The 22,229-nt window shown below is 34.3% G+C and carries 18 protein-coding genes and 4 pseudogenes; 10 read left to right on the top strand and 12 right to left on the bottom strand.

All coding sequences use genetic code 11. From position 1 onward, the window contains the following. Window positions 1-108: 108 nt before the first annotated feature. A complete protein-coding gene (locus tag AACL31_RS20740; RefSeq protein ID WP_339053615.1) occupies window positions 109-870 on the bottom strand; it encodes a surface lipoprotein assembly modifier in 762 nt (253 codons plus the stop codon). A 432-nt stretch (window positions 871-1,302) separates the two neighbouring features. Here AACL31_RS20740 and AACL31_RS20730 point away from each other — a divergent pair. Both AACL31_RS20730 and AACL31_RS20725 read left to right on the top strand, forming a co-directional pair. Further along, window positions 1,303-2,354, top strand: a pseudogene (locus AACL31_RS20730) (YeeE/YedE thiosulfate transporter family protein). A 12-nt stretch (window positions 2,355-2,366) separates the two neighbouring features. Next, on the top strand, window positions 2,367-2,594 hold the full coding sequence (locus AACL31_RS20725) for a sulfurtransferase TusA family protein (protein WP_032116147.1): 228 nt from the start codon (window positions 2,367-2,369) through the stop codon (window positions 2,592-2,594). A gap of 148 nt (window positions 2,595-2,742) precedes the next feature. Here the strand turns inward: AACL31_RS20725 and AACL31_RS20720 are convergent, their stop codons facing one another. After that, complete coding sequence (locus tag AACL31_RS20720; protein WP_339053613.1) at window positions 2,743-3,144, bottom strand: hypothetical protein; 402 nt, start codon at window positions 3,142-3,144, stop codon at window positions 2,743-2,745. A 123-nt stretch (window positions 3,145-3,267) separates the two neighbouring features. Here AACL31_RS20720 and AACL31_RS20715 point away from each other — a divergent pair. Further along, a pseudogene (locus AACL31_RS20715) lies at window positions 3,268-4,235 on the top strand (IS110 family transposase). A gap of 1,003 nt (window positions 4,236-5,238) precedes the next feature. Here AACL31_RS20715 and AACL31_RS20710 read toward each other — a convergent pair. Together AACL31_RS20710 and AACL31_RS20705 are read right to left on the bottom strand one after the other, a co-directional pair. Then, window positions 5,239-5,799, bottom strand: a complete 561-nt coding sequence (locus tag AACL31_RS20710) for a hypothetical protein (RefSeq protein WP_339053612.1) — start codon at window positions 5,797-5,799, stop codon at window positions 5,239-5,241. 286 nt (window positions 5,800-6,085) lie between these two features. After that, window positions 6,086-6,322 (bottom strand): DUF333 domain-containing protein, encoded by a 237-nt coding sequence (locus tag AACL31_RS20705; protein WP_310512864.1) that lies wholly within the window; start codon window positions 6,320-6,322, stop codon window positions 6,086-6,088. A 357-nt stretch (window positions 6,323-6,679) separates the two neighbouring features. Here AACL31_RS20705 and AACL31_RS20700 point away from each other — a divergent pair, with 357 nt between their 5' ends. Beyond that, entirely contained in the window at window positions 6,680-7,303 is a 624-nt protein-coding gene (locus AACL31_RS20700; protein ID WP_310512865.1) for a beta/gamma crystallin domain-containing protein, read from the top strand. 152 nt (window positions 7,304-7,455) lie between these two features. Here the strand turns inward: AACL31_RS20700 and AACL31_RS20695 are convergent, their stop codons facing one another. From AACL31_RS20695 to AACL31_RS20685, 3 genes are all read right to left on the bottom strand, one after another. After that, window positions 7,456-7,851, bottom strand: a complete 396-nt coding sequence (locus AACL31_RS20695) for a PipA/GogA/GtgA family type III secretion system effector (RefSeq protein WP_310512866.1) — start codon at window positions 7,849-7,851, stop codon at window positions 7,456-7,458. A 44-nt stretch (window positions 7,852-7,895) separates the two neighbouring features. Further along, complete coding sequence (locus tag AACL31_RS20690; RefSeq protein WP_310512867.1) at window positions 7,896-8,147, bottom strand: hypothetical protein; 252 nt, start codon at window positions 8,145-8,147, stop codon at window positions 7,896-7,898. A gap of 728 nt (window positions 8,148-8,875) precedes the next feature. Then, window positions 8,876-9,112, bottom strand: a complete 237-nt coding sequence (locus AACL31_RS20685) for a hypothetical protein (protein ID WP_310512868.1) — start codon at window positions 9,110-9,112, stop codon at window positions 8,876-8,878. 1,101 nt (window positions 9,113-10,213) lie between these two features. On the opposite strand from AACL31_RS20685, the gene AACL31_RS20680 reads away from it, so the two are divergent. Further along, window positions 10,214-11,332 (top strand): LLM class flavin-dependent oxidoreductase, encoded by a 1,119-nt coding sequence (locus AACL31_RS20680; RefSeq protein WP_310512869.1) that lies wholly within the window; start codon window positions 10,214-10,216, stop codon window positions 11,330-11,332. A 174-nt stretch (window positions 11,333-11,506) separates the two neighbouring features. Here AACL31_RS20680 and AACL31_RS20675 read toward each other — a convergent pair whose 3' ends face one another. The 3 genes from AACL31_RS20675 to AACL31_RS20665 all read right to left on the bottom strand — a co-directional run bounded on the left by AACL31_RS20675 (window position 11,507) and on the right by AACL31_RS20665 (window position 14,147). Beyond that, window positions 11,507-11,755 (bottom strand): hypothetical protein, encoded by a 249-nt coding sequence (locus tag AACL31_RS20675; RefSeq protein WP_032116155.1) that lies wholly within the window; start codon window positions 11,753-11,755, stop codon window positions 11,507-11,509. Window positions 11,756-13,752: 1,997 nt separating this feature from the next. Further along, complete coding sequence (locus AACL31_RS20670) at window positions 13,753-14,013, bottom strand: hypothetical protein (protein ID WP_310512870.1); 261 nt, start codon at window positions 14,011-14,013, stop codon at window positions 13,753-13,755. Beyond that, on the bottom strand, window positions 14,010-14,147 hold the full coding sequence (locus AACL31_RS20665) for a hypothetical protein (RefSeq protein ID WP_339053611.1): 138 nt from the start codon (window positions 14,145-14,147) through the stop codon (window positions 14,010-14,012). The genes AACL31_RS20670 and AACL31_RS20665 overlap by 4 nt, the downstream gene beginning before the upstream one ends. Before the next feature lie 123 nt (window positions 14,148-14,270). On the opposite strand from AACL31_RS20665, the gene AACL31_RS20660 reads away from it, so the two are divergent. Then, window positions 14,271-15,239, top strand: coding sequence for an IS110 family transposase (locus AACL31_RS20660; protein ID WP_339053074.1), 969 nt, complete (start codon window positions 14,271-14,273; stop codon window positions 15,237-15,239). 488 nt (window positions 15,240-15,727) lie between these two features. Here AACL31_RS20660 and AACL31_RS20655 read toward each other — a convergent pair whose 3' ends face one another. Further along, window positions 15,728-16,135 carry a pentapeptide repeat-containing protein gene (locus AACL31_RS20655; RefSeq protein ID WP_310512935.1) on the bottom strand — a complete coding sequence of 136 codons (408 nt, stop codon included), beginning with the start codon at window positions 16,133-16,135 and terminating at the stop codon, window positions 15,728-15,730. Between the two features lie 501 nt (window positions 16,136-16,636). On the opposite strand from AACL31_RS20655, the pseudogene dusA reads away from it, so the two are divergent. After that, a pseudogene (gene dusA, locus AACL31_RS20650) lies at window positions 16,637-17,670 on the top strand (tRNA dihydrouridine(20/20a) synthase DusA). A gap of 49 nt (window positions 17,671-17,719) precedes the next feature. Here the strand turns inward: dusA and AACL31_RS20645 are convergent. Further along, on the bottom strand, window positions 17,720-18,040 hold the full coding sequence (locus AACL31_RS20645; RefSeq protein ID WP_310512934.1) for a hypothetical protein: 321 nt from the start codon (window positions 18,038-18,040) through the stop codon (window positions 17,720-17,722). A gap of 346 nt (window positions 18,041-18,386) precedes the next feature. Here AACL31_RS20645 and dnaB point away from each other — a divergent pair, with 346 nt between their 5' ends. From dnaB to AACL31_RS20630, 3 genes and pseudogenes are all read left to right on the top strand, one after another. Further along, complete coding sequence (gene dnaB / locus AACL31_RS20640; protein WP_290607241.1) at window positions 18,387-19,796, top strand: replicative DNA helicase; 1,410 nt, start codon at window positions 18,387-18,389, stop codon at window positions 19,794-19,796. Window positions 19,797-19,836: 40 nt separating this feature from the next. Continuing rightward, on the top strand, window positions 19,837-20,922 hold the full coding sequence (alr, locus tag AACL31_RS20635; protein WP_310512933.1) for an alanine racemase: 1,086 nt from the start codon (window positions 19,837-19,839) through the stop codon (window positions 20,920-20,922). A 58-nt stretch (window positions 20,923-20,980) separates the two neighbouring features. Next, window positions 20,981-22,172, top strand: a pseudogene (locus AACL31_RS20630) (aromatic amino acid transaminase). The last annotated feature ends 57 nt before the right edge of the window (window positions 22,173-22,229 follow it).

The raw sequence follows: 22,229 nt of genomic DNA, 5'->3' as shown, positions 1-22,229 counted from the left end.
TAGCGGGGATAATCGAAGTAGAAAGTGAGATGGCAAATGCTATCGGTTTTTGGCGGCAGTTAAAAAAGTACATGATTTCCTTACCTAAAATAATTTTTAAATTAACAATCAAAAATAACGTTCAAAATTGAGTTGCAGATCGTTTTTTTGATAGTGATAAAGCCAGCCGACATTGCTATTATTATTGCGATGAAAAAAGGTAACAGAGGGCGTGAAGCCAATAAGTTTTTTGGTTAGTTTTAATTTAATTGCGTAGATCCATTCTGTATCGTGCCGCTTGGCGCCGAGTCGTTGATCAAAATGTTTAAATTGATGTTGATTCCAAAGTAATAAAAGATTGGTTTCCAGATAAGGTAATGAGCTAAATTTAACGCCGCTACCAATATCATAGCGCTGGTAATCTTTTATTTTCCATTGATGTGAATGTTTAGAAAAACCAAAAGAGAGATACCAATCCATATTGTTAAAAGGATAATGAATAGAAAAAGAAGTTTCATGCTTCAGACCATTATTATGTTGCCATTGGTAATAGTTTTTCCATTTAATTTGTTGATTAATCACTAAATTTAATTTAGCCACAACAGTGGGACGGTAACGCCATTCAATTTTTGCCCCTACTTCATAGGCATTCGGATCTTCTTCACCTTGTTCATAACCAAATAAGGGGCCGGCTAATAAGTAATGTTGCTGTGTTTGAAAATAGTAGCCAGTGTAGATATTGGCCTGATATTCATTATATGGGCTGTTTTGCCGATAGATTTGACCATTTGCCGTTAGGCGAGTAAAAACCGAATGGGGCTCTTGCATCATAAATGACTGTTGAGTCATACCGAATACAGAAAAGCCTGATGAGGTGATTTTTTTCGGCATTTTGCGAATCAATAGGCAATAGCCCTCAATATTTTTTTTAAGCACTCTGCTGGGCTACCAGGCGATCTATTAAGATTATCCGTTAGGTGATAACCTAATGAAAATGTCGCAAAGAAAGAATTTTTATTATTAGCCACAATGAGAAGATATTTTATTTTTTTCTTAACCAGCTCAGGTAAATCTTGCTGTGTTATTAATTCATTTAATAATGGTTTTGCTTTATGGTAAATCCGATTTTCAATATGAATGAAATATTGTGGTAAACAGCGTTAAATATTTTTAAACAGAAATAAAAAACTAATCCCTTGATTTAACAAATTTATTTTAGCTAATAAAAAAGTGATCCCCAACAATTAGACTATATTTAAAACTGTGCTTTTTATCAACAATTTAATAAGTTCGATTTTATAAAATGTTATTTTAATTTAAGGAATGATATTAATGATAAGTTTATCTCATATATCTGGCTTAGTATTGGGTAGCTTACTTGGTTTTGTTATGCAACGGGGACGTTTTTGTTTAGCTGGCGGATTAAGAGATTTTTATTTATTCCGTGATAGTCAAATGATAATTGCAATCTTAATCGTTATTTCTATTCAGAGTGTCGGGCTCTTTGGCTTGCAAAGTCTAGGATTAGTCATACTCCCGTATGCCAAATTTTTATGGTTAGCAACCATGCTGGTGGCATTTTATTTGGTATTGGAATGGCATTGGCCGGATCTTGCTCTACTGGCGCCTATTATCGAACCGCTGAAGGTTTAGTTGGTAGTATTGTTGCTGTTATGGGCTTTATCCTATCCAGTTGGTTGGTCCGTTTGCCGGTCAGTAAATCTTTTTTTTCACCAATTACCTCCCAGGCATTAGATAGCGGAACAATAACGCAAACTTTTCACGTATCACCACATATAATCATGCTTATTTTAATATCACTAACAATCTATTTGGTTATTAGACATATCAGGCAGTGAAAACAGATTAATGTAGCAAAAATAACAGCAAAAAAAGCAGGAATCAGCCACCTATTATTTGAGGCTCGCTGGCACCCATTTATTACGGCAATGTTGGTAGGAATTATTGCTCTATTAGCCTGGCCGGCAAGTTTATCTGCTGGGCGGATTGGCGGGCTTGGTATTAGCGGACCTAGCGCGCAATTATTTTCATTATTGATTAACGGCAATTTAAAATTTTTTGACTGGGCTGGCTATTTATTAATCGGTTTGTTGTTGGGATCATTTATTGCCGCCAAGGGTAGTCAAGAGTTCAGATTTAGAAACCCAGGTTTGACCACCGTGGTAAAAAGTTTTATTGGTGGTTTATTTATGGGGATCGGTAGCGGTTTAGCGGGTGGCTGCATGCTAGGTAATACTTTGGTTAATACCGCTTGGTTTTCATGGCAAGGCTGGGTGTTTATTCCTTGTATTATTTTCGGTAGTTGGCTCACTAGTTACTTTACTGTGATCCGTCCATGGCAAATAAAATCATAGAGGTTATTGCATATGAGTGAAATTCAACTAGATACCAGAGGGAAGTTATGCCCATATCCACTAATTCAAGCGCAAAAAGCGATAGATTTAATGATAAACGGTGATATTTTAGTTATTAAATATGATTGTGCTCAAGCAACGGAGAATATTCCAAAGTGGGCGGCTAAATCAGGTCATGAAGTGATTGATTTTCAACAAACCGGCAACGCCCAATGGCAAATTACGCTTAAAAAAAGGTAAATAAGATAATTACATTGAATAAATAAGGTTATTCAATAAAGGCTTCAGGTTGGTAAGCTAGAGAACTTAGTAAGCTAAATAATACTATTTGATTAACAATCCGGCTAGGAATGAGCTATTTCCGTCCCTGGCATGGATTTCCGAGCACTTAATTTTTTGGTTTTGGCTTTATAGTTATCTGCTTAATTTCCCCCTTAATTGAGACCGAGTCTGTCGCCGTTGATCTGGCAAAACATCTTTTCTCATGGGGAAGGCTGCAATCAGGCTCAGTTGTTGCTGATGATATTGGCCTTGAACTTTCAGTCGCATTATTCTGCTCTGCTGTTGGCTCAATCTCGGTAATTTGACTTTCACTAATTGAGATAGTGCTGTAGCCAAGCAGGATTATTGAAATAAATAGTTTCGATAATAGTTTCATTACGCTTTCCTCCTTGTATCTTGAAAACGGTTTAAAATAGTTACGATTAGATTTGGCAAGGTGCATGCAGCCCGATTCCTTGTATCTTGAAAACGGTTTAAAATAGTTACGATTAGATTTGGCAAGGTGCATGCAGCCCGATTCCTCCTAGGGTTTTAAGCCCGTTAATTAGCGACCGGCGCATACACTGAGCCACTCATCTGAAACCCGAACAGTTGTCCGTACTCCATAACGCATTTGCAAGGATGGGTAATCATGAGTCAGCCAAATCCACTTTGTGTGGGTATTGATGTTTCTAAAGCAACGCTGGACATAGCAGCCAGCTGTGATATTGCACAGTTTACGGTCAGTAATGACTCTGACGGTTTTGATGCCATTATCGCCGAATTGAGAAAGCATTCGGTGGTGTTGGTTCTGATGGAGGCAACTGGCGGGCTTGAAGCTACTGTGGCCTGCTCGCTCCAGGCTGAAGGCTTTGACGTCACTGTGATCAATCCCAGACATCCCGAGACTTTGCCCGCGCTATGGGCTATCTGGCAAAAACTGACCGTATTGATGCCAAAGTGCTTGCACAAATGGCAGAGGTTATTAATCGACATCCGGAGCGAGAGCGCTTTATCCGGACTCTGCCAAATGCAGAACGTCAGGTTCTTGCTGCGATGGTCGTACGCAGACGCCAGTTGATTACAATGTTGGTGGCAGAACGTAATAGGCTGTATACCGCACATCCACAGAATAGAAAAAGCATCAACATCATCATCAAGGCGCTGGAAGATGAACTTGCCAGAATCGATGAGGATATGAACAACCACATAAGGAACCACTTTAAGGATCTGGCCGCTAGGCTGAGCAGCATTAAAGGGGTTGGTAACATGACAGTTGCTGCGTTGTTGGCGGAGCTTCCCGAACTGGGCAGCCTCTCGAGGCGAGCTATTAGCGCGCTTGTAGGCGTTGCCCCCATAAACCGGGACTCGGGTACCATGCGTGGTCGGCGAACCATATTTGGCGGAAGGGACGGAGTCCGAACAGCACTTTATATGGCCGCGCTTGTAGCAACTCGCTTTAATCCGGTGATAAAAGCCTTTTACATGCGTCTGCTTGCAGCGGGAAAAGCCAAAAAAGTGGCGCTGGTCGCCTGTATGCGCAAGCTGCTGACTATCCTGAACGCGATGCTCAGAAAGAACGAAGAATGGAATGAGTCGTACCATCACGTTTCTCCATAATTTTAACGTTCAAGACAGTTGCTGATTAAATAATAATGATAATTATTATTGTTTAATGATAGGTGAACATTCCGCCATTGTAAATAATTACCTAAGTAAAATTTTTGGTTAATAATGTTTATAGATTGATTGCTACTATATCGGGTTATTTTGCTGCATTGATTGCCACTCTTTTAAAGGCTATATATTAGTATTGTTAATGTAACTAATACCTATAAGATTTGTAAAATTGGCCGAGTTGTTTTGATTTTTGTGTATTTCACTCTTTATAATAGAACAATAGGTGAATTGGTTTAAAAAATTATTTTGTAATATTGTGGTTTTGAAAGTAATGGTATATTTATTGTTTTATTGAATGATATCTTTAGCAAATTTGATAAGCATTTTATTTTTCGTGCTGGTATTAGATATACATTATTATAAATAACTCGTCATTTAATTATCTAGCACCATTGATTACTATGATAATAATTAAAAATATTTATATTTTCATTATTGATTGAATTTTATTATTCTTAATTTTTCACTAATCTATTTTTATTAATAATTTGATACCTAAAACAATGATCTTATTTTCATTTTAAAATCATCGCACTAGCTATAAATGATTACATATTAATTATAACTACATAAAGAAAAGCACAGTTTTTTAACTAATCGATGATGATATTTATTTTTATTAACAGAATTTTTTATTTTAAGATATTTATATCTTACATGTTAATTAAGTTAAGTATGACAAAAAACTAGATACTTTATAGTTTTTATCAAACAAAGAGTTATAATGAAAAGGTTCTATATTCTAACAATAATCTGTTGTATTAACTGAGATTATCAATATCAATATCAATATCAATATCAATATCAATATCAATATCAATATCAATATTGATATTTGGTAAGTTTTGATTAATTAGTATAGAGTAAAACACCTCTTCTTTATTAATTTTAATGAAGAGGTATTTATTAATTAAACGCTTTATTTATATTGTAAAATTACGACTTATAATAAGCCTTCTGGAACATTAGTTTTTTCTAACTCTTCTTCTGTTTCTGAAGTATCATCTGTAGTTGCTGAAGTTGAGCCTGTAACTGCTCCAGTGCTCTGTTCAGCTTTATCAATAGCTTGCTCTATTTTCTTAAAAACATCATTGAAAGAGTCGATGAATGTGGTAACTAAAATACTAAAGTTTTCCTTCGCCTGTTTAACAGCCTCAGAAACAGATAATTCAGTCACACTATTAGCAACATTGGTAACTGCTTCAACACCGCTGTTAGCAGCATTTAAGCCTGTTTCAACACCAGTTTTAGCAACATCTACACCTGTTTCAACACCAGTTTTAGCAGCATCTACACCTGTTTCAACACCAGTTTTAGTAACATCAACACCAGTGTTAACAGCTGTATTTGCAGCATTTTCTGTTGTATCAATAGCAGTTTTAGTGCTTTCTAAAACTTTACCTACATCAGGAATGTTTAAATTACCTATTGGGCTAGCGATAGCTGACATATAACCAAATGTTAAAACAGAAGCGATAGCAAATCGATTTGTAAATAATTTCATTAGTCACCTCAATTAATAGTTATGAAACGATATTAATAATAGATGTTTATTTTAACATTTACATAACCATTTATTAACATTTAACGAAGCAAATAGAGAGGTGTCATTTAATAATGCAACAGCAACTCTTTTAAAATAAAAGTGTTTTTATCGCTCTATTTTAGATGACTATATTATTTTTTAAAAAGATATAACAATATTTGTAATAAACTAATTTTTTACCAGCAGCAAGTTGCTTTTGAAAAAGAATTTAATCAGTAGCAATTACTAAATAAGACGCAGTAAGTTATTTATGATCTTGGCGATAGAGTGTCCACTCTTCGATGCGTACACCATTAGGTAGCAGGCAATAACCAACTTCTCCTTTCGCTGTCTTTATAATTTCAATTTTTCCCTTTTGCTTAACACAATAAACTGAAGCAGGATTTGCCATGCCGATGGATTTAGCGGGCGGCAATGATTCTGTTGTATTAGTGCATCCGACAAGGTAAATAAGTGTTAGCAGTAAAGGTATCTTTCTCATAAATTTTTACTCAACCAGGTGATGAACGAACAGACTAATTATAGTATATAAGTTATTATATCATTTATGGTTGAAAATTTTTTCACATAAGAGATAGCAAATTTTTAATTATTATATTTTGCTATGTTATTATATTCATAGATGAATTATTTTATTTTTTTAAGATCAGTTTTTTACTTAATTGAAAAATAAATTTATTGTAGATAAAGATGGTTTTTTTTATTAAAAGTAGCTTGTGTAACACTACACTAAATATAATATAAAATTTACATCAAATATTTATATTGAAATGTATGACTTTGAATTTCATATATTATTAAAATAATTTAATAAAAATTATAAAATAAAAGGATATTTATGAATAATAATCAATCATTTTCGACAGGTGTTATTTTTTATAAAGGGAAAAATTATACTGGTGATAGTTTTTTATATGTTGAGTCTAATGAAGAGTATCGGCTCTCTGCAGAATTAAATGATAAATTTAATTCTGTCAGAGTCGGTAGACTTTCTCAAGTTCAGGGATGGAAGGATTATGCGGCAAATAATGCCCCTGGTAACATAACAAAAATTTGGCAATATGATACACCTGATCTATCCGAAATAAAAGGCTTATCAAGATTTACCGTATCCCCTAAATATACTGATATACTAGCGATATTACTTAATAATAATACTGGCAATAATATATTTTATCAGCTTGTATTTAATATTTCTTTTGTAAGTAACCCAATACATATTAAAGCGAATACGGATTATCAATGTATTGGTTCCTTTCCACAAGATGGTAATTTATATAATGCTAATATTGCTATTACTAGTAACCAGAATAGACCAGCTATTCGTGCTCAAGTGAGTTTTAAATATAATATATCGACTAACGAAATTGAGATAATGATGTCTAATCAAAATTTTCCATCAATGCTATCATTTGAAAAAGTAGAAAGAAATAGATTTTGTCTAAATATTAATCATGCTTAATGTACGTTTTTTTAACAGCAAATGCAGTTATTTTAATCTGACAGAAATATTAATTGTTTATGTAAGATCTGTCAGATTGAATTCAATCTCTTAAAACGAAAATGATCAACTTATAAATGCGTTAAAAATTCATTACTATTTTTTGCTTTATATTAATACTTAAATCTTGCAGGTTCTTTATTACCCATTTCTTTAAGGATAATATTGGTATATTCAACTACCGCACCTCTGACATGATTATTATCCTGGTCAGGGAGCATTGTTAACGCATGAACGATTTCATGCATAAATGCGCGGGTAAAACTAAACAGGGCATAATTACCATTTTCTAACTGATACTGCTCTTTATATTGTAAACAATTTGCTGGATCGATAGTAAGAGATATAATTTTTTTGCCTTTTTCAGCTTTTATCTCTTCAGCAGTTACGGTTGTGCTAAAGGCATCATGGATTGATAGATGCCATTTATCACCATCGCAAAGATGGGTATCGTAAGCATAATTAAATAACCGCCTAAAAGTTGGACTTTCGTCATAGGCCATGGCCATGAGAGAGGAAAGTTCTTGATTACATAATTGATATTGCTCTTCATTTAATTTTTTTCTGTTTCTGTTTCTGATTTAATTCTATTATCGAATAAAAATAGTGATTTTACTTGTTCTGATGGATGTGATTTATTGCTGTTGGTTGCAATCTTATCATGAGATTGTCTTGCTGGGGATGGATCATCTGATTGCATTTTTAGATCGGGATATTTTTTCGCTAAATCACCATCATTATTATTAGATGGTTGAGTATATAACGAAGAATAAGATATTTTATTATTAAAATTAATTGGCAACATATTTAAAATTGACTCGCTAAATCTAGTTATGATTATTTATCATTATCCTATCAAGATAATTTTTTATGCTAATAAATTTCAATTTTATTATGCTTACCTATAGATGATAGCTAAAAAGATAACAACCAATCACCAATAAACAGAGAGCTTATTTTAAAACCCTCTGTTTATTTAATAAACTATAAATTGATTATGAATTTATTAGATATTTTTTATTGAAATAATTTTTTGCTAATTAACTAAATATAGCAGGAGTGTATTTTCTGTATGGGTTTAATATCATGTCCTACATGCTGGATATAAATTGTCATCATATTATTTTGGCTTGAACAAGACACGTATAAAAAGCAAAATCAACCTTACTTACCCCAAAAATTTTTCATCTGTATACTATTTAATATTAAATTTTTATACTGATTTATCTATTTTACTGCTTAAGAATTAAAATGATTTAATAATTATGCAAAAATGATAGATTTTATTTTATTGTGACTATCAAAATAATGTAATAACACTTAATTTTGAAAATCTATAAATAAAAATCATATGGAATTAAGCCAGTGAGTTTTAATAATATTATTACTTTAAATAAAATATACTTTTTTACTTGAGGATATTTTTATCATCAATATGATAAATTTGCATTACGGAAATTTATCTGATAATTAAGATATAAAGAAATAAATTTCCTTATATCCTTTAAAATAGCAATATTAGTGGAAATAGTCTTATTGTATTGTTTCCTCCCAGCTTTGTTCAATACTATTATCATCTGAATTGGCGCTTTTAAGTAAAATTGTTTGATTATTTTCTAATATGTAGCATTTAGTATAATCGATATCAACTGAACAGGGTTTATAAGTTTCTTTATTTATCCAAATATTAACACTAACGCTAGCTTCAATTGTAATCGGATTAAATATAATAAAAGAGGAAATAGTAAATATCTTAACTAATTTTATCATGATTTACCCTCAATATTGTTAGAGAAAATTATATTTAATAGTAGATTATTTTTAATTAAAGTAATAATAATTAACTTATAAATAAAAAATCATTTCTTTATCTGATAGTTGAAATAAAGTATGCGTGATAAATAGTTTTAAAATTACAAAGTTACTAAAACATTAAAATTATTTGCTCTGTTGTATTAATGTTGAGACTTTGATTTTTATTAGACTGTAAGAATTGTTAGACAGTAAAAACGTAAAAAGCATTTACTGGATAGAGAGTTTGCCCATTGATAGGAATTTGCCGGTATATGGCGCATATACAATATCTCTATCCTGTTAGTTAAATCTTGGCGGACGATATTAAACCTGCGCATCTCGCGACAGCGTTTTTTAATAAATCGCTGCTCTTGCTTCATACTGTTATTTTTATAACAGCATTGCTGGCGTTTTAACTTTATATCGGGCTTATTTAATAATTTAATTGCAGCCTTAGTTGCCTTGTTGCTATAGATATTAATTACTGTTAAGTAAATATTTAGGTCAATGATTTTTCTTAAAAAACGATAATCGAATTTCTGATTAAGCTTTTTTAAACATGAAGTCAATAGTTTCCGTCTGACTATTCACCGCGCGATAAAGAAAATGTTATTTCCTTTTTATTTTGAGATAGGTTTCATCTAGATATCAGCTCCCACTATAGATTTTCCCTACATCTTTACAATGCTTGCCATTTTGGCGTTGATGGTAAGGTCCAGCAATGAAGAATAGCTAAGCAACGAAGAGACATCTTTTCATGCATCATTTAATCTAAATTAGGCAAATTTAATAAATAAACCATAATACCAGTAGACGGGATAATTGAGGTGTTTGAAAGTTTGTCTGACAATACTCATGGCTGTTTATATCGATTTAATTTATTATCAAACCTGCATTCGAACACTTATCTTTCTTAATCTGACAGAGCCAAATTATTTAATCGATTATATAATTTTTAATATGAAGAACAGGCACGTTAAATGGAATATATTTTGATTTATTTTATTTGATATTTTACGTATCTTATATCATAAATACTCACTATTAATATATCCTCTTATTAAAATGGATTTTATTATGCCAAATAACATTAATCCGATGTTTAATAATAATAAATTTAAATTAGGCATTTTTTCTGTTAATTGTTCTGGTGGTTTAGCCATGACAAAAGTAAAAGAAAGTTGGCTGAATTCATGGGAAAATAATCTTAAAATAGCCCAACTTGCTGATAAAGCAGGTATAGAATTTTTATTACCGGTGGCTAGATGGTTAGGTTATGAAAGGAGATCGTCTTTTCATGTTAATGTATTAGAGCCAACAACATTGGCCTCTGCATTATTGGCATTGACAAACAATATTGGCATATTTACCACCGTACATACTTCTTTTCATCATCCTGTTGTTATTGCTAAGCAACTTGCGACAATAGATCATATTGGTAATGGTAGGGCAGGATTAAATGTTGTATGTGGTTGGAATACCAATGAGTATGCCGCGTTTGGAATAAAATTCTGGCAACAGCATGAAGACCGTTATCGTTATAGCCACGAATGGTTTGATGTAATTAAAAATTTGTGGTGGCGAAAAGAACCTTTTGACTGGAATGGCCAATTTTTTAAATTAAAAGACATTTATAGTTTTCCATTACCATTGCAAAAAAGAATACCGATATTGAATGCAGCAGGCTCTAATGAGGGTAAACAGTTTGCTATTTGTAATGCAGATTATTTATTTGCTATGGTAGTGAATATAGAACATTTACGAAAAAATGTTATATGGTTAAAAGAGCAAGCAAAATTACAAAACAGAAAGATGCCACTTGGTTTATTAACCGATTGTTATGTGGTTTGCCGACCAACGCGTAAAGAAGCAGAAGAATACCTGCGCTATTACTCACAAGAAAATGCTGATTGGCAAACAGTCGATAGCATTATGAATTTAATGTTTAAGAATACGCAATCCTTTCCAAAGGAGCAATTATATTCAGCACGAAATCGGTTTTCTGCAGGCCACGGTGGTTATCCGTTAGTAGGTTCACCTGATGATATTAGCAACAATATCGTAGCGCTTTATAATGCCGGATTATCTGGTGCAGCATTATCTTTTGTTAATTATCTGGACGAATTCCCTTATTTTATAGATGAAGTTTTACCGCGTTTAGAAAAACAGGGATTAAGAGAACATTTTGATTTGTAATAGGAAAAAACTTTCATCTAAAATAGATTTTTTTTGTATCAAAAAATATTTTAATTCTAAATTTTATATTTCTTCAATTAATAAATGCGTATTTTTATTTATTAGCATTAAATCGTTTTTATTAAATGCTGGCGCATATCATCGATTCGATTAATGCTACCAGCAAAGTATCATCTAAACATTGACAAGTGTATCTTGCCAGTTTTTACTATCTAAAGTAATTATTGCTATAGGATGTGGAGTATATTCTTGTGTTGGCAGCCAGGTATTAGACTTATTATCTATTACTGGTTTAAAAATATATCCATAAATAAAACCATCTTGATCAGTAGCCAAATAATTAATATCTGCATTAACAACTAATTCGACATCAAAGTAATTAACTTGCTTTGTCTCTTGTTCACATATTTCAATTAACTTCATTGTAATTCTCCTTAGATATATCATGCATAGTGTTTTATGAAATTTTTATTTTGGCTAAATAGGTTGTTTTATATCTACCTTTATTGAAAAGTAATTCATTTTTATTATCAACATCACATTTATATATTATTTTTCTTGTTAGCTTTTTTGTATAGTTTGATTTTTTTAACATAAAAAATAATCCATTTTTTAGCTTATATTTTGTAATGTTATTACATAATTATATAAATGAATATGATATTTACCCATTCATATTTAATTGCATAAATCTTCCTTGTTATTATATTCTATTTTGATGAAAAGTTATTTTTATAAGTTAATTTTTGAAAAAAATTATGATAAATATAATTTATTTTTTTAATAAATAATAGAAGACTATCATAATTAAACAATAAAGGTGTTATGATTTTGACGTCTATGCATTTACTTTTTTCTATGTAAACGCAACATTATTATTAATAATAATTAACCAATTCTATATGGTATTATAAAATGATGCTAGAGGGTTTTTCTTATTTACCAATTTATTATTGATTTAAATTAATTTTTTTTTCACGGTTATGAGCTTTGGCCAATTTTACCATTTTTGATTGTCATAGTTTGTCAGAGATATTAATGCTTTTACACTTTATATCCTGGTTAAGTTAACAAAATTTCTCTTGGTGATTGGAGCGGCTAAACGAAAAATTAGCACTCTTTAAAATGCAATCAAGATCAGTTGGGCGGGGGCACAACAGGTATCATCTTCATAGCTTAGTTTTATCGATATGAAAATTGTATTTAACGTAATACCGAACAAAATTCTTTAATTGAGATATTTTTAATAAGTTAATATTATATTTTTTCATCTAAATTTAGAAATAATTAACCCGATTATGTTATGCATTTGCGCTGCTGCAAACAGCATTATCTACTGATAGTATCCAGTATTTGCAAGATAGTGATTTTTTCCTCAGTATAATTGAATAATTGCCTAGCTTTTATCACATATAGTTGCTGTCATATTTGCTGAAATTTACTTTCATCGTGAATAATGTATTTTATTTATGGTTATATTGGATTTATAGTCTTCGATTTGAGATAAAAACAGTGATTTTATTTTTATCGAGGAATGTAAAGGGTAGCTAATTGTAGCAAGTTATCGTGTTCAATTCTTATTGGCATGGATTGAGAATTTATATTTTAAATCAGTATATTGTTACTAATATACCATTAGTATTTATTTTTTGCTGAGTCTAGTCAGACATTAGTCGCAGGATTTGTTCTAAACATATTAAGTTTCTGATTGATGTTATATGTTAAAAATAAATAAATACTTTCTGTGTAAATTTACAGCAATCCCATGTTGATTTATTGACAGTATTGTAGGTTTTTTGTTGTTATTATGAGATGTGATTATAAATATTGCTATTATGTTTAATTTATGTTATCGGTAGCAAAGAATGGGGAATATATCAATTAAACTGTAGAATTTGTATAGTGGGATGGCATTAACCAGCAAAATTAATTTTCTGGTTAATCTAGAGTATTCATTTTTCCATGCTTTTGATGTTTCGTAACAAACATTTTTCTTTACTTGTTGTCTTCATTTAGAAATATATTATCTTCACTTGGTACAGATATGTATTCACAGTCAATTATTTCTTTTTAGGCAATTGATAAAAAACTATTTTCTAAAAATAGAGTAAAAATAATTATGATTTCATAATTTATCTTCTTATGATTAAATTAAAAAATATTTTCAGCCTTAACCATCAGCAATTCAATAACATTGATATAAATACAATAGAATGCTGCCAATCACATTTTTTAATCTTTTAGATAATTTTTCACCCAATTTAGTTGATCTTAAAACCCATCTCTTCGGCTCACGTTATTCCACCATTGCTAATATTGATCGCAGTTGCTTTGGTAAAACAATCAAATATTTTTAGCTTACAGCACTGAAGGATGAGTTTTATTTACTTTTTTAAAGATTAAAACAGTTATATCTGTATTTAGTTAGATATTTTGTTAGGGGCCTCATATACTTCACGAGTACCATAATCAAAACAACTTGGCCCTTTCTTAGGATCTTGCCAACAAAGATCTATATCACCGTTTTTCTTTTCATTAGACCAAGATTCTGCTTTTACATCACCTTTAGGTGTTGGAACAATAACATAACCTAGCCTTTTGGTGTTATTATCATTGGCTATCGTAATAAAACTAAATCCTAGAGCAGCGATAATCGAAAAGATTTTGCATAATGATCTCATAATTTATCCTCCTTGTATCTTGAAAACGGTTTAAAATAGTTACGATTAGATTTGGCAAGGTGCATGCAGCCCGATTCCTCCTTGTATCTTGAAAACGGTTTAAAATAGTTACGATTAGATTTGGCAAGGTGCATGCAGCCCGATTCCTCCTAGGGTTTTAAGCCCGTTAATTAGCGACCGGCGCATACACTGAGCCACTCATCTGAAACCCGAACAGTTGTCCGTACTCCATAACGCATTTGCAAGGATGGGTAATCATGAGTCAGCCAAATCCACTTTGTGTGGGTATTGATGTTTCTAAAGCAACGCTGGACATAGCAGCCAGCTGTGATATTGCACAGTTTACGGTCAGTAATGACTCTGACGGTTTTGATGCCATTATCGCCGAATTGAGAAAGCATTCGGTGGTGTTGGTTCTGATGGAGGCAACTGGCGGGCTTGAAGCTACTGTGGCCTGCTCGCTCCAGGCTGAAGGCTTTGACGTCACTGTGATCAATCCCAGACAATCCCGAGACTTTGCCCGCGCTATGGGCTATCTGGCAAAAACTGACCGTATTGATGCCAAAGTGCTTGCACAAATGGCAGAGGTTATTAATCGACATCCGGAGCGAGAGCGCTTTATCCGGACTCTGCCAAATGCAGAACGTCAGGTTCTTGCTGCGATGGTCGTACGCAGACGCCAGTTGATTACAATGTTGGTGGCAGAACGTAATAGGCTGTATACCGCACATCCACAGAATAGAAAAAGCATCAACATCATCATCAAGGCGCTGGAAGATGAACTTGCCAGAATCGATGAGGATATGAACAACCACATAAGGAACCACTTTAAGGATCTGGCCGCTAGGCTGAGCAGCATTAAAGGGGTTGGTACCATGACAGTTGCTGCGTTGTTGGCGGAGCTTCCCGAACTGGGCAGCCTCTCGAGGCGAGCTATTAGCGCGCTTGTAGGCGTTGCCCCCATAAACCGGGACTCGGGTACCATGCGTGGTCGGCGAACCATATTTGGCGGAAGGGACGGAGTCCGAACAGCACTTTATATGGCCGCGCTTGTAGCAACTCGCTTTAATCCGGTGATAAAAGCCTTTTACATGCGTCTGCTTGCAGCGGGAAAAGCCAAAAAAGTGGCGCTGGTCGCCTGTATGCGCAAGCTGCTGACTATCCTGAACGCGATGCTCAGAAAGAACGAAGAATGGAATGAGTCGTACCATCACGTTTCTCCATAATTTTAACGTTCAAGACAGTTGCTAAAATAAATGAAAATCACTATTAACAATACACTAATATTTAACATTTAATTAACCATTAATTTAATTAAAAGGATTATAATTAAATTAATAACATTTCTAGTGAAATCAACTATAAAGGATGCAAAATCTATTAAATTAATAGCTGATTCAGCGTAAATGATTTTGTCTCAGGAGTTAACTTGAAACCTTAGAAGCTCGGTTTCTGGGTTAAGGAAGCGGTTAAGACAGATTATAAAGTAAAAGAATAAATCAGTATCTCTGTAGTTATAATTTTTGTTATGCCAGTTATTATCTTAATTTACTTTGAATAAAGTACAGCTAATTATCTTATTAACCTCTTCTTAATGTGAAGAGGTATGCTTGGTTTATTTAAGTGTTTCACTAGGGAACGGAGCTAAAAGACTGTTTCTTAATTTCTATTTGTCAATACGATAGGATGTATGATTTTTGTTAGTGGCGTAACATTAGTTGGCATCAAAACCTGCTTCAGCGAGAATTTTTCCATTTTCTATTTCAGTTAAAATTGCTGTACTTAAATCTATTTCAGTTAAATGTGTTACACCTAGATTTGCTGCAGTTAAATCTACTTTAGTTAAATCTGTTGCACTTAAATTTACTGTATTTAAATCTGCTTTAGTCAAATATGTTCTGCCTAATTTTGCTGCAATTAAATCTGTTGCAGTTAAATCTGTTGTAGCTAAATTTGTTGCGGTTAAATTTGCTTTAGTTAAATTCGTTCTACCTAAATTTGCGGCAGTTAAATCTGGGTAATTCGTATCTCCTGATATAGTCTCATTGTTTTTATCTGCTAAAGAAAGAGAGCTAAGTCCTAAAAATGAGACAATAGTTAATGTCATAAATAATAATTTCATAATTTACCATTAAAGTATAAGCAACAAAAAAGTAACAATATTAATTTTATTATCCATAAAGCAATTACATTTTTGTAAATGCAATAAATTATCACAAATAGAATTTTTTTTAATTTTTTATATAAGTTTTCACACAGCTGGTGTTAAAACTATCAGCTAAGCAGGAGTATCAATTCAATTAACCAATTTTTCTATGATCCCATCAGAGAATGCATGAGTATATAATCTAATTTTTGTGATGAACGCTATTGAGTCTACGGTGGTTATCAATTGCTTATCATTTAATTTTTAACTCTCATTAATTACCATTTTCAATTGAAACTATTGGCTTGAAGTCATGGCTGTCTGGTAGTTTTTTGTTGTGAGTGAAGCCATCCCACACCAGGGTGTTTCTCTATGGTATAATAGGCAGCATACAAATAAATTCTCGCTATAATGGCTGTTAAAAACGAGTAATGCCATTTAGTGGTAATAAAAAACAACATACCAAAAAACCGAAAAATGCACGATAACACAACTAACACAAAATTAACGCCAGGTAACGAATTAACGGCATCGACAGATAATTTTAACCACCATCGTTTTAGCGTGGCGCCGATGCTTGATTGGACAGATCGTCATTGCCGTTATTTTCACCGTTTATTAACTAAAGAAGCGTTACTTTATACAGAAATGGTGACAACTGGTGCGCTTATTTATGGTAAAGGTGATTATCTGGCTTATAGTGAAGAGGAACATCCAGTTGCTTTGCAGTTGGGTGGTAATGAGCCTGCGGCCTTGCCGATTGTGCAAAAATGGCTCAGCAAAGTGGTTATGATGAGGTTAATTTAAATATTGGCTGTCCTTCAGATCGGGTCCAAAATGGCCGTTTTGGTGCATGTTTGATGCGTGAAGGCGCACTAGTAGCGGATTGTATAAAAGCAATGCAGGATGCTATTACGATCCCGATAACAGTAAAAACCCGTATTGGCGTTGATGATGACGATAGTTATGCTTTTTTAACCGATTTTACTGATAAAATTGTGGCAGAGAGTCAATGTGGTTTATTTATCATTCATGCTCGTAAAGCTTGGCTATCGGGGTTAAGTCCAAAACAGAATCGGGAAATACCACCTTTAGACTATTCACGCGTTTATCAATTGAAAAAAGATTTTCCTCAGTTAACCATTGTGGTTAATGGAGGTATCAAAAGCATTAATCAGGCTAAACAGCATTTACACCATCTTGATGGTGTTATGATAGGGCGAGAAGCTTATCAAAATCCTGCATTATTAACTCAGGTTGATGTTGAATTTTTTGATCAAAGTAACCTGGTTATTGATCCGATTGTTGCAGTACAAGCAATGTATCCTTATATTGAGCGAGAGTTGAAACAGGGAACTTATTTAGGTCATATTACTCGTCATATGTTGGGAATATTTCAAGCTATTCCGGGCGCTCGCCAGTGGCGCCGTCATTTGAGTGAAAATGCCCATAAAAAAGGCGCCGATGTAACCGTGGTTAAGCAGGCACTCGAGTTTATTACCGGTAAATAATTGACTAACCCAGGTTATTTTATCTATGCCATACCTGGGGTGCGTTTAATTAAAGAGAACTAAAAGTGCGATCAAAATTAGCGAATAAATAGAGCATTTGACTAATAAAAGCGACTTTTATTTTATTTTTTTGTTCACATTTTATGTCCCCGTTTTGGCCAATTTTTTCCAGACTGTTTTGCATCAATTGTACAGTATGATTAATTGATTGCTGAAAATCGGCTAATTCCTGATTTTTATCAAATTGTGTCAGAAGAGTGTCAAATTTATGATTGGCATAATGAAAAATAGTTTGAAATTCATCATTAGAAAAACGGTTTTCGCCATAAACATGATTAATAAATGTATTGATCTCTTGATAACTATTCATAGCAATTAAACTCCGTTTAATTAAAAGGTTTCCTTATTAAAGAATTAATAAACTATATAAATATTCGCGAATAAAACAATCTGAAAGTGCAGTTGGTTAATGCTTATGTTTAACTAGTCGCTTATTAGCCATGATTGCAATATTTTTCGGAAAGTTCAGATTTATTGCCAATATTTTGCTATGTTTGATTGAGGAACATTGCAACATTTTCAGATTTTCTGTAAAAGATAACAGTGAAGAATCGTTGAGGTTTTATCTCACATTAAATGATCAAATTGTCACGAAATAGCAGTAAATAGCATATACTGATGAGCGACTCTATTGATTAATGGGTAAAGAAAGTGCTATGGCGAAGAAGTATTCCGCAGAAACCGTATTTATTGGTCAGAAAGATCGTCAAATAGAGGGGCTAAAAATGCCACCTCACTCCTTAGAAGCTGAGCAATCGGTACTGGGTGGATTAATGTTGGATAACGAGCGTTGGGATCATGTCTCAGAACGCGTGACCAACGCAGATTTTTTTAGCCGACCACACCGCACCATTTTTGCTGAAATGCAACGTCTGCTTGAACAGAGTAGACCAATTGATTTAATTACTTTATCTGAATCGTTAGAACAGCAAGGCGAATTGGATAGCGTCGGTGGTTTTGCCTATTTAGCAGAATTAGCTAAAAATACCCCAAGTGCTGCCAACATTAACGCTTATGCAGATATTGTGCGCGAACGTGCTGTTGTTCGTGACATGATTGCGGTGGCAAATGAGATCGCTGATGCGGGTTATGATCCTCAAGGTCGCAGCAGCGAAGAGTTACTGGATTTAGCTGAATCACGTGTTTTTCAAATTGCAGAAACTCGTGCTAATAAAGATGACGGTCCGAAAGGGATTGAAGAGATCCTGTCTGAGACGGTGGAAAAAATTGAACAGTTATATCAGAAGCCTCATGATGGCGTAACCGGTGTCTCTACCGGCTACCAGGATCTGGATCGAAAAACGGCAGGACTACAAAACTCTGATCTGATTATCGTAGCAGCTCGTCCTTCCATGGGTAAAACCACTTTTGCGATGAATTTATGTGAACATGCGGCCATGATAGAAGAAAAACCGGTTTTGATTTTTAGTTTGGAAATGCCGGCTAATCAAATCATGATGCGTATGTTAGCTTCTTTATCGCGTGTTGATCAAACTCGTATTCGAACTGGCCAACTTGATGACGAAGATTGGGCGCGTATTTCCAGTACCATGGGGTTGTTGATGGAAAAACGCAATATGTATATTGATGACTCTGCTGGGTTAACGCCGACAGAAGTTCGTTCACGTGCTCGCCGGGTTTACCGTGAACATGGTGGTTTAAGTCTAATTATGATCGATTATCTTCAGCTTATGCGAGTTCCTTCCCTGTCTGATAATCGTACACTTGAGATTGCCGAAATTTCCCGTTCGCTTAAATCATTGGCAAAAGAGTTACAAGTACCTGTGATCGCATTGTCACAACTTAATCGTAGCCTGGAACAACGAGCGGATAAAAAACCGGTCAATTCAGATTTACGGGAATCCGGCTCCATTGAGCAGGATGCCGATTTAATTATGTTTATTTATCGAGATGAGGTTTATAACGATAATTCAGATCTTAAAGGGGTAGCAGAAATTATTATCGGTAAGCAGCGTAATGGCCCGATTGGAACAGTACGTCTGACTTTCAATGGACAATGGTCACGTTTTGATAACTATGCTGGGCCAATCTACCACGACGAATAATCTATCTATTTAATTTTAATACGTTAATACGGAGAGTAAAATGAAAGCGGCAACCGCTGTCATTCACCGCCGCGCTCTGCGTCACAATTTACAACGAGTTCGGGAAATTGCGCCTCATAGCCGCATAATTGCTGTCGTTAAAGCTAATGCTTATGGGCATGGTTTTCTAGAAACAGCGCACACAGTTAAAGATCTGGCTGATAGCTTTGGTGTTGCTCGTATTAGCGAAGCAATCGCATTACGTGAAAATGGCATCAACAACCCCATCTTATTATTAGAAGGTTTTTTTGAGCTAGCTGAATTACCTATTATCACCAGGCATGAGATTGATGTTGTTGTACAGAGTATTGAACAACTTGAAACATTAGAACAGATTAAATTAGAAAAGCCGATAAAAGTTTGGATGAAACTTGATACCGGTATGCACCGTTTGGGGTTCAGACCTGAAGAGGCGAAAATATCTTATACGCGCTTGATGGCATGTCAAAATATTCAAAAGCCTATCAATATTATGAGTCATTTTAGTCGTGCTGATGAGCCTGGTTTACCCGCGGCGACAGAGCAGCAATTGGCTTGTTTTAATGCTTTTATAAAAGATAAACCAGGAGAAAAATCGATCGCGGCATCTGCCGGTATTCTACTATGGCAAACATCACATTTTGATTGGGTGCGTCCTGGCATCATGATGTATGGCGCTTCACCACAAGAAGGTAAACAAGGCAAAGATTTTGGTCTCCTGCCAGCGATGACCCTCAAATCTAATCTAATTGCTATTCGTCAACATAAAGCCGGAGAGCCGGTAGGTTATGGTGGAGTTTGGGTTAGTGAGCAGGATACCAATCTTGGTGTAGTGGCAATTGGTTATGGCGATGGTTATCCCCGTAATGCCCCGTCAGGCACACCAGTATTAATAAATGGGCGCAAAGTGCCGATTGTAGGTAGAGTCTCCATGGATATGATTTCAGTCGATTTAGGAATTGAAACCAACGATAAGGTCGGCGATGAAGCAATTATATGGGGAGATCTATTGCCTGTTGAAGAAGTGGCGGCATATACTGGTGTCAGTGATTATGAATTACTGACCAAGCTAACCTCACGGGTGGCAATGGAATACCTGGACAAATAAATTTGTTGTCGGTTATTTAATAAAAAAATAGATATGATGATAGTGGAGAGAATTTTAAGTGTTTCAGAATGTTGATGCTTTTGCCGGTGATCCTATCGTTGATGGATGAATTTAATAAAGATCCGCGTGAAAATAAAATTAACCTTAGCATTGGCCTTTATTATGACGGCAAGGGTAATACTCCCCAACTTGGCACTGTCGGTAAAGCGAAAACCAAGCTTAATCAATTTCCTGCTATAGCCTCCCTCTATTTACCGATGGAAGGACTACATAACTACCGGTTAGCGATTCAAAAACTGCTTTTTGGCGCTGATAGCCCACTAATTAAAGAACAACGAATTGCAACAGTACAGACTATTGGTGGCTCAGGGGCGTTAAAACTGGGAGCCGATTTTTTACATCGTTATTTCCCTGAGTCAGAGGTTTGGTGTAGTGATCCTACCTGGGAAAATCATGCTTCTATCTTCATGGGTTCAGGAATTAACGTCCATTATTACCCCTATTTTGATGCCGAGACTAAAGGGATAAAATTTGCTGAAATGCTGGCAACATTCAAACAGCTGCCAGAAAAAAGCATTATCTTAATGCATCCATGTTGTCATAATCCAACCGGTTCTGATTTAACACCCCAACAGTGGGATCAAATAACCAAAGTGGCTAAAGAGCGGCGCCTTATTCCCTTTCTTGATATGGCTTATCAAGGATTTGCTAAAAGTATGGATGAGGATGTTTATGCTATTCGCACTATGGCTCAGGCCGGATTACCGGTATTTGTCAGTAATTCATTTTCCAAGATTTTTGGTCTGTATGGTGATCGGGTTGGCGGTCTATCGATTATTTGTCAAAATCAACCGGAGTGTGAGCGGGTATTTGGCCAACTAAAGGCGGGTGTGCGTCGTCTCTATTCGAGCCCACCATCAAATGGCGCAAAAATTGTTGAACATGTTTTGACAAATGACACATTACGCGCTGAATGGTTAAGTGAGGTAGAATCGATGCGTCGGCGCATCTTTGCCATGCGGAAAATGCTCGTTAGCAATTTGGAAAATGCGTTACCTGAAAAAAACTTTGATCACCTATTAAAGCAGCATGGTATGTTTAGTTACACCGGTTTTAGCGCAGAACAGGTTGAGCGTCTACGTGAGGAATTTGCCATATATCTGGTTAGTACGGGGCGTATTTGTATGGCGGGTGTTAATGAACATAATGTTCAACGTATTGCTCAGGCTTTTGCAGCAGTAAGTCGTTAACTGAATTTAATTACAATCAATAATTCTATTAAATATAAAAATATTAAAATCAAATTT

The sequence above is a fragment of the Arsenophonus endosymbiont of Crataerina pallida genome (genome assembly GCF_964020125.1).
GTDB lineage: Bacteria > Pseudomonadota > Gammaproteobacteria > Enterobacterales > Enterobacteriaceae > Arsenophonus > Arsenophonus nilaparvatae.
Note: the sequence above shows the minus strand (reverse complement) of the source record. Positions and strands in the feature narration are given on the sequence as shown.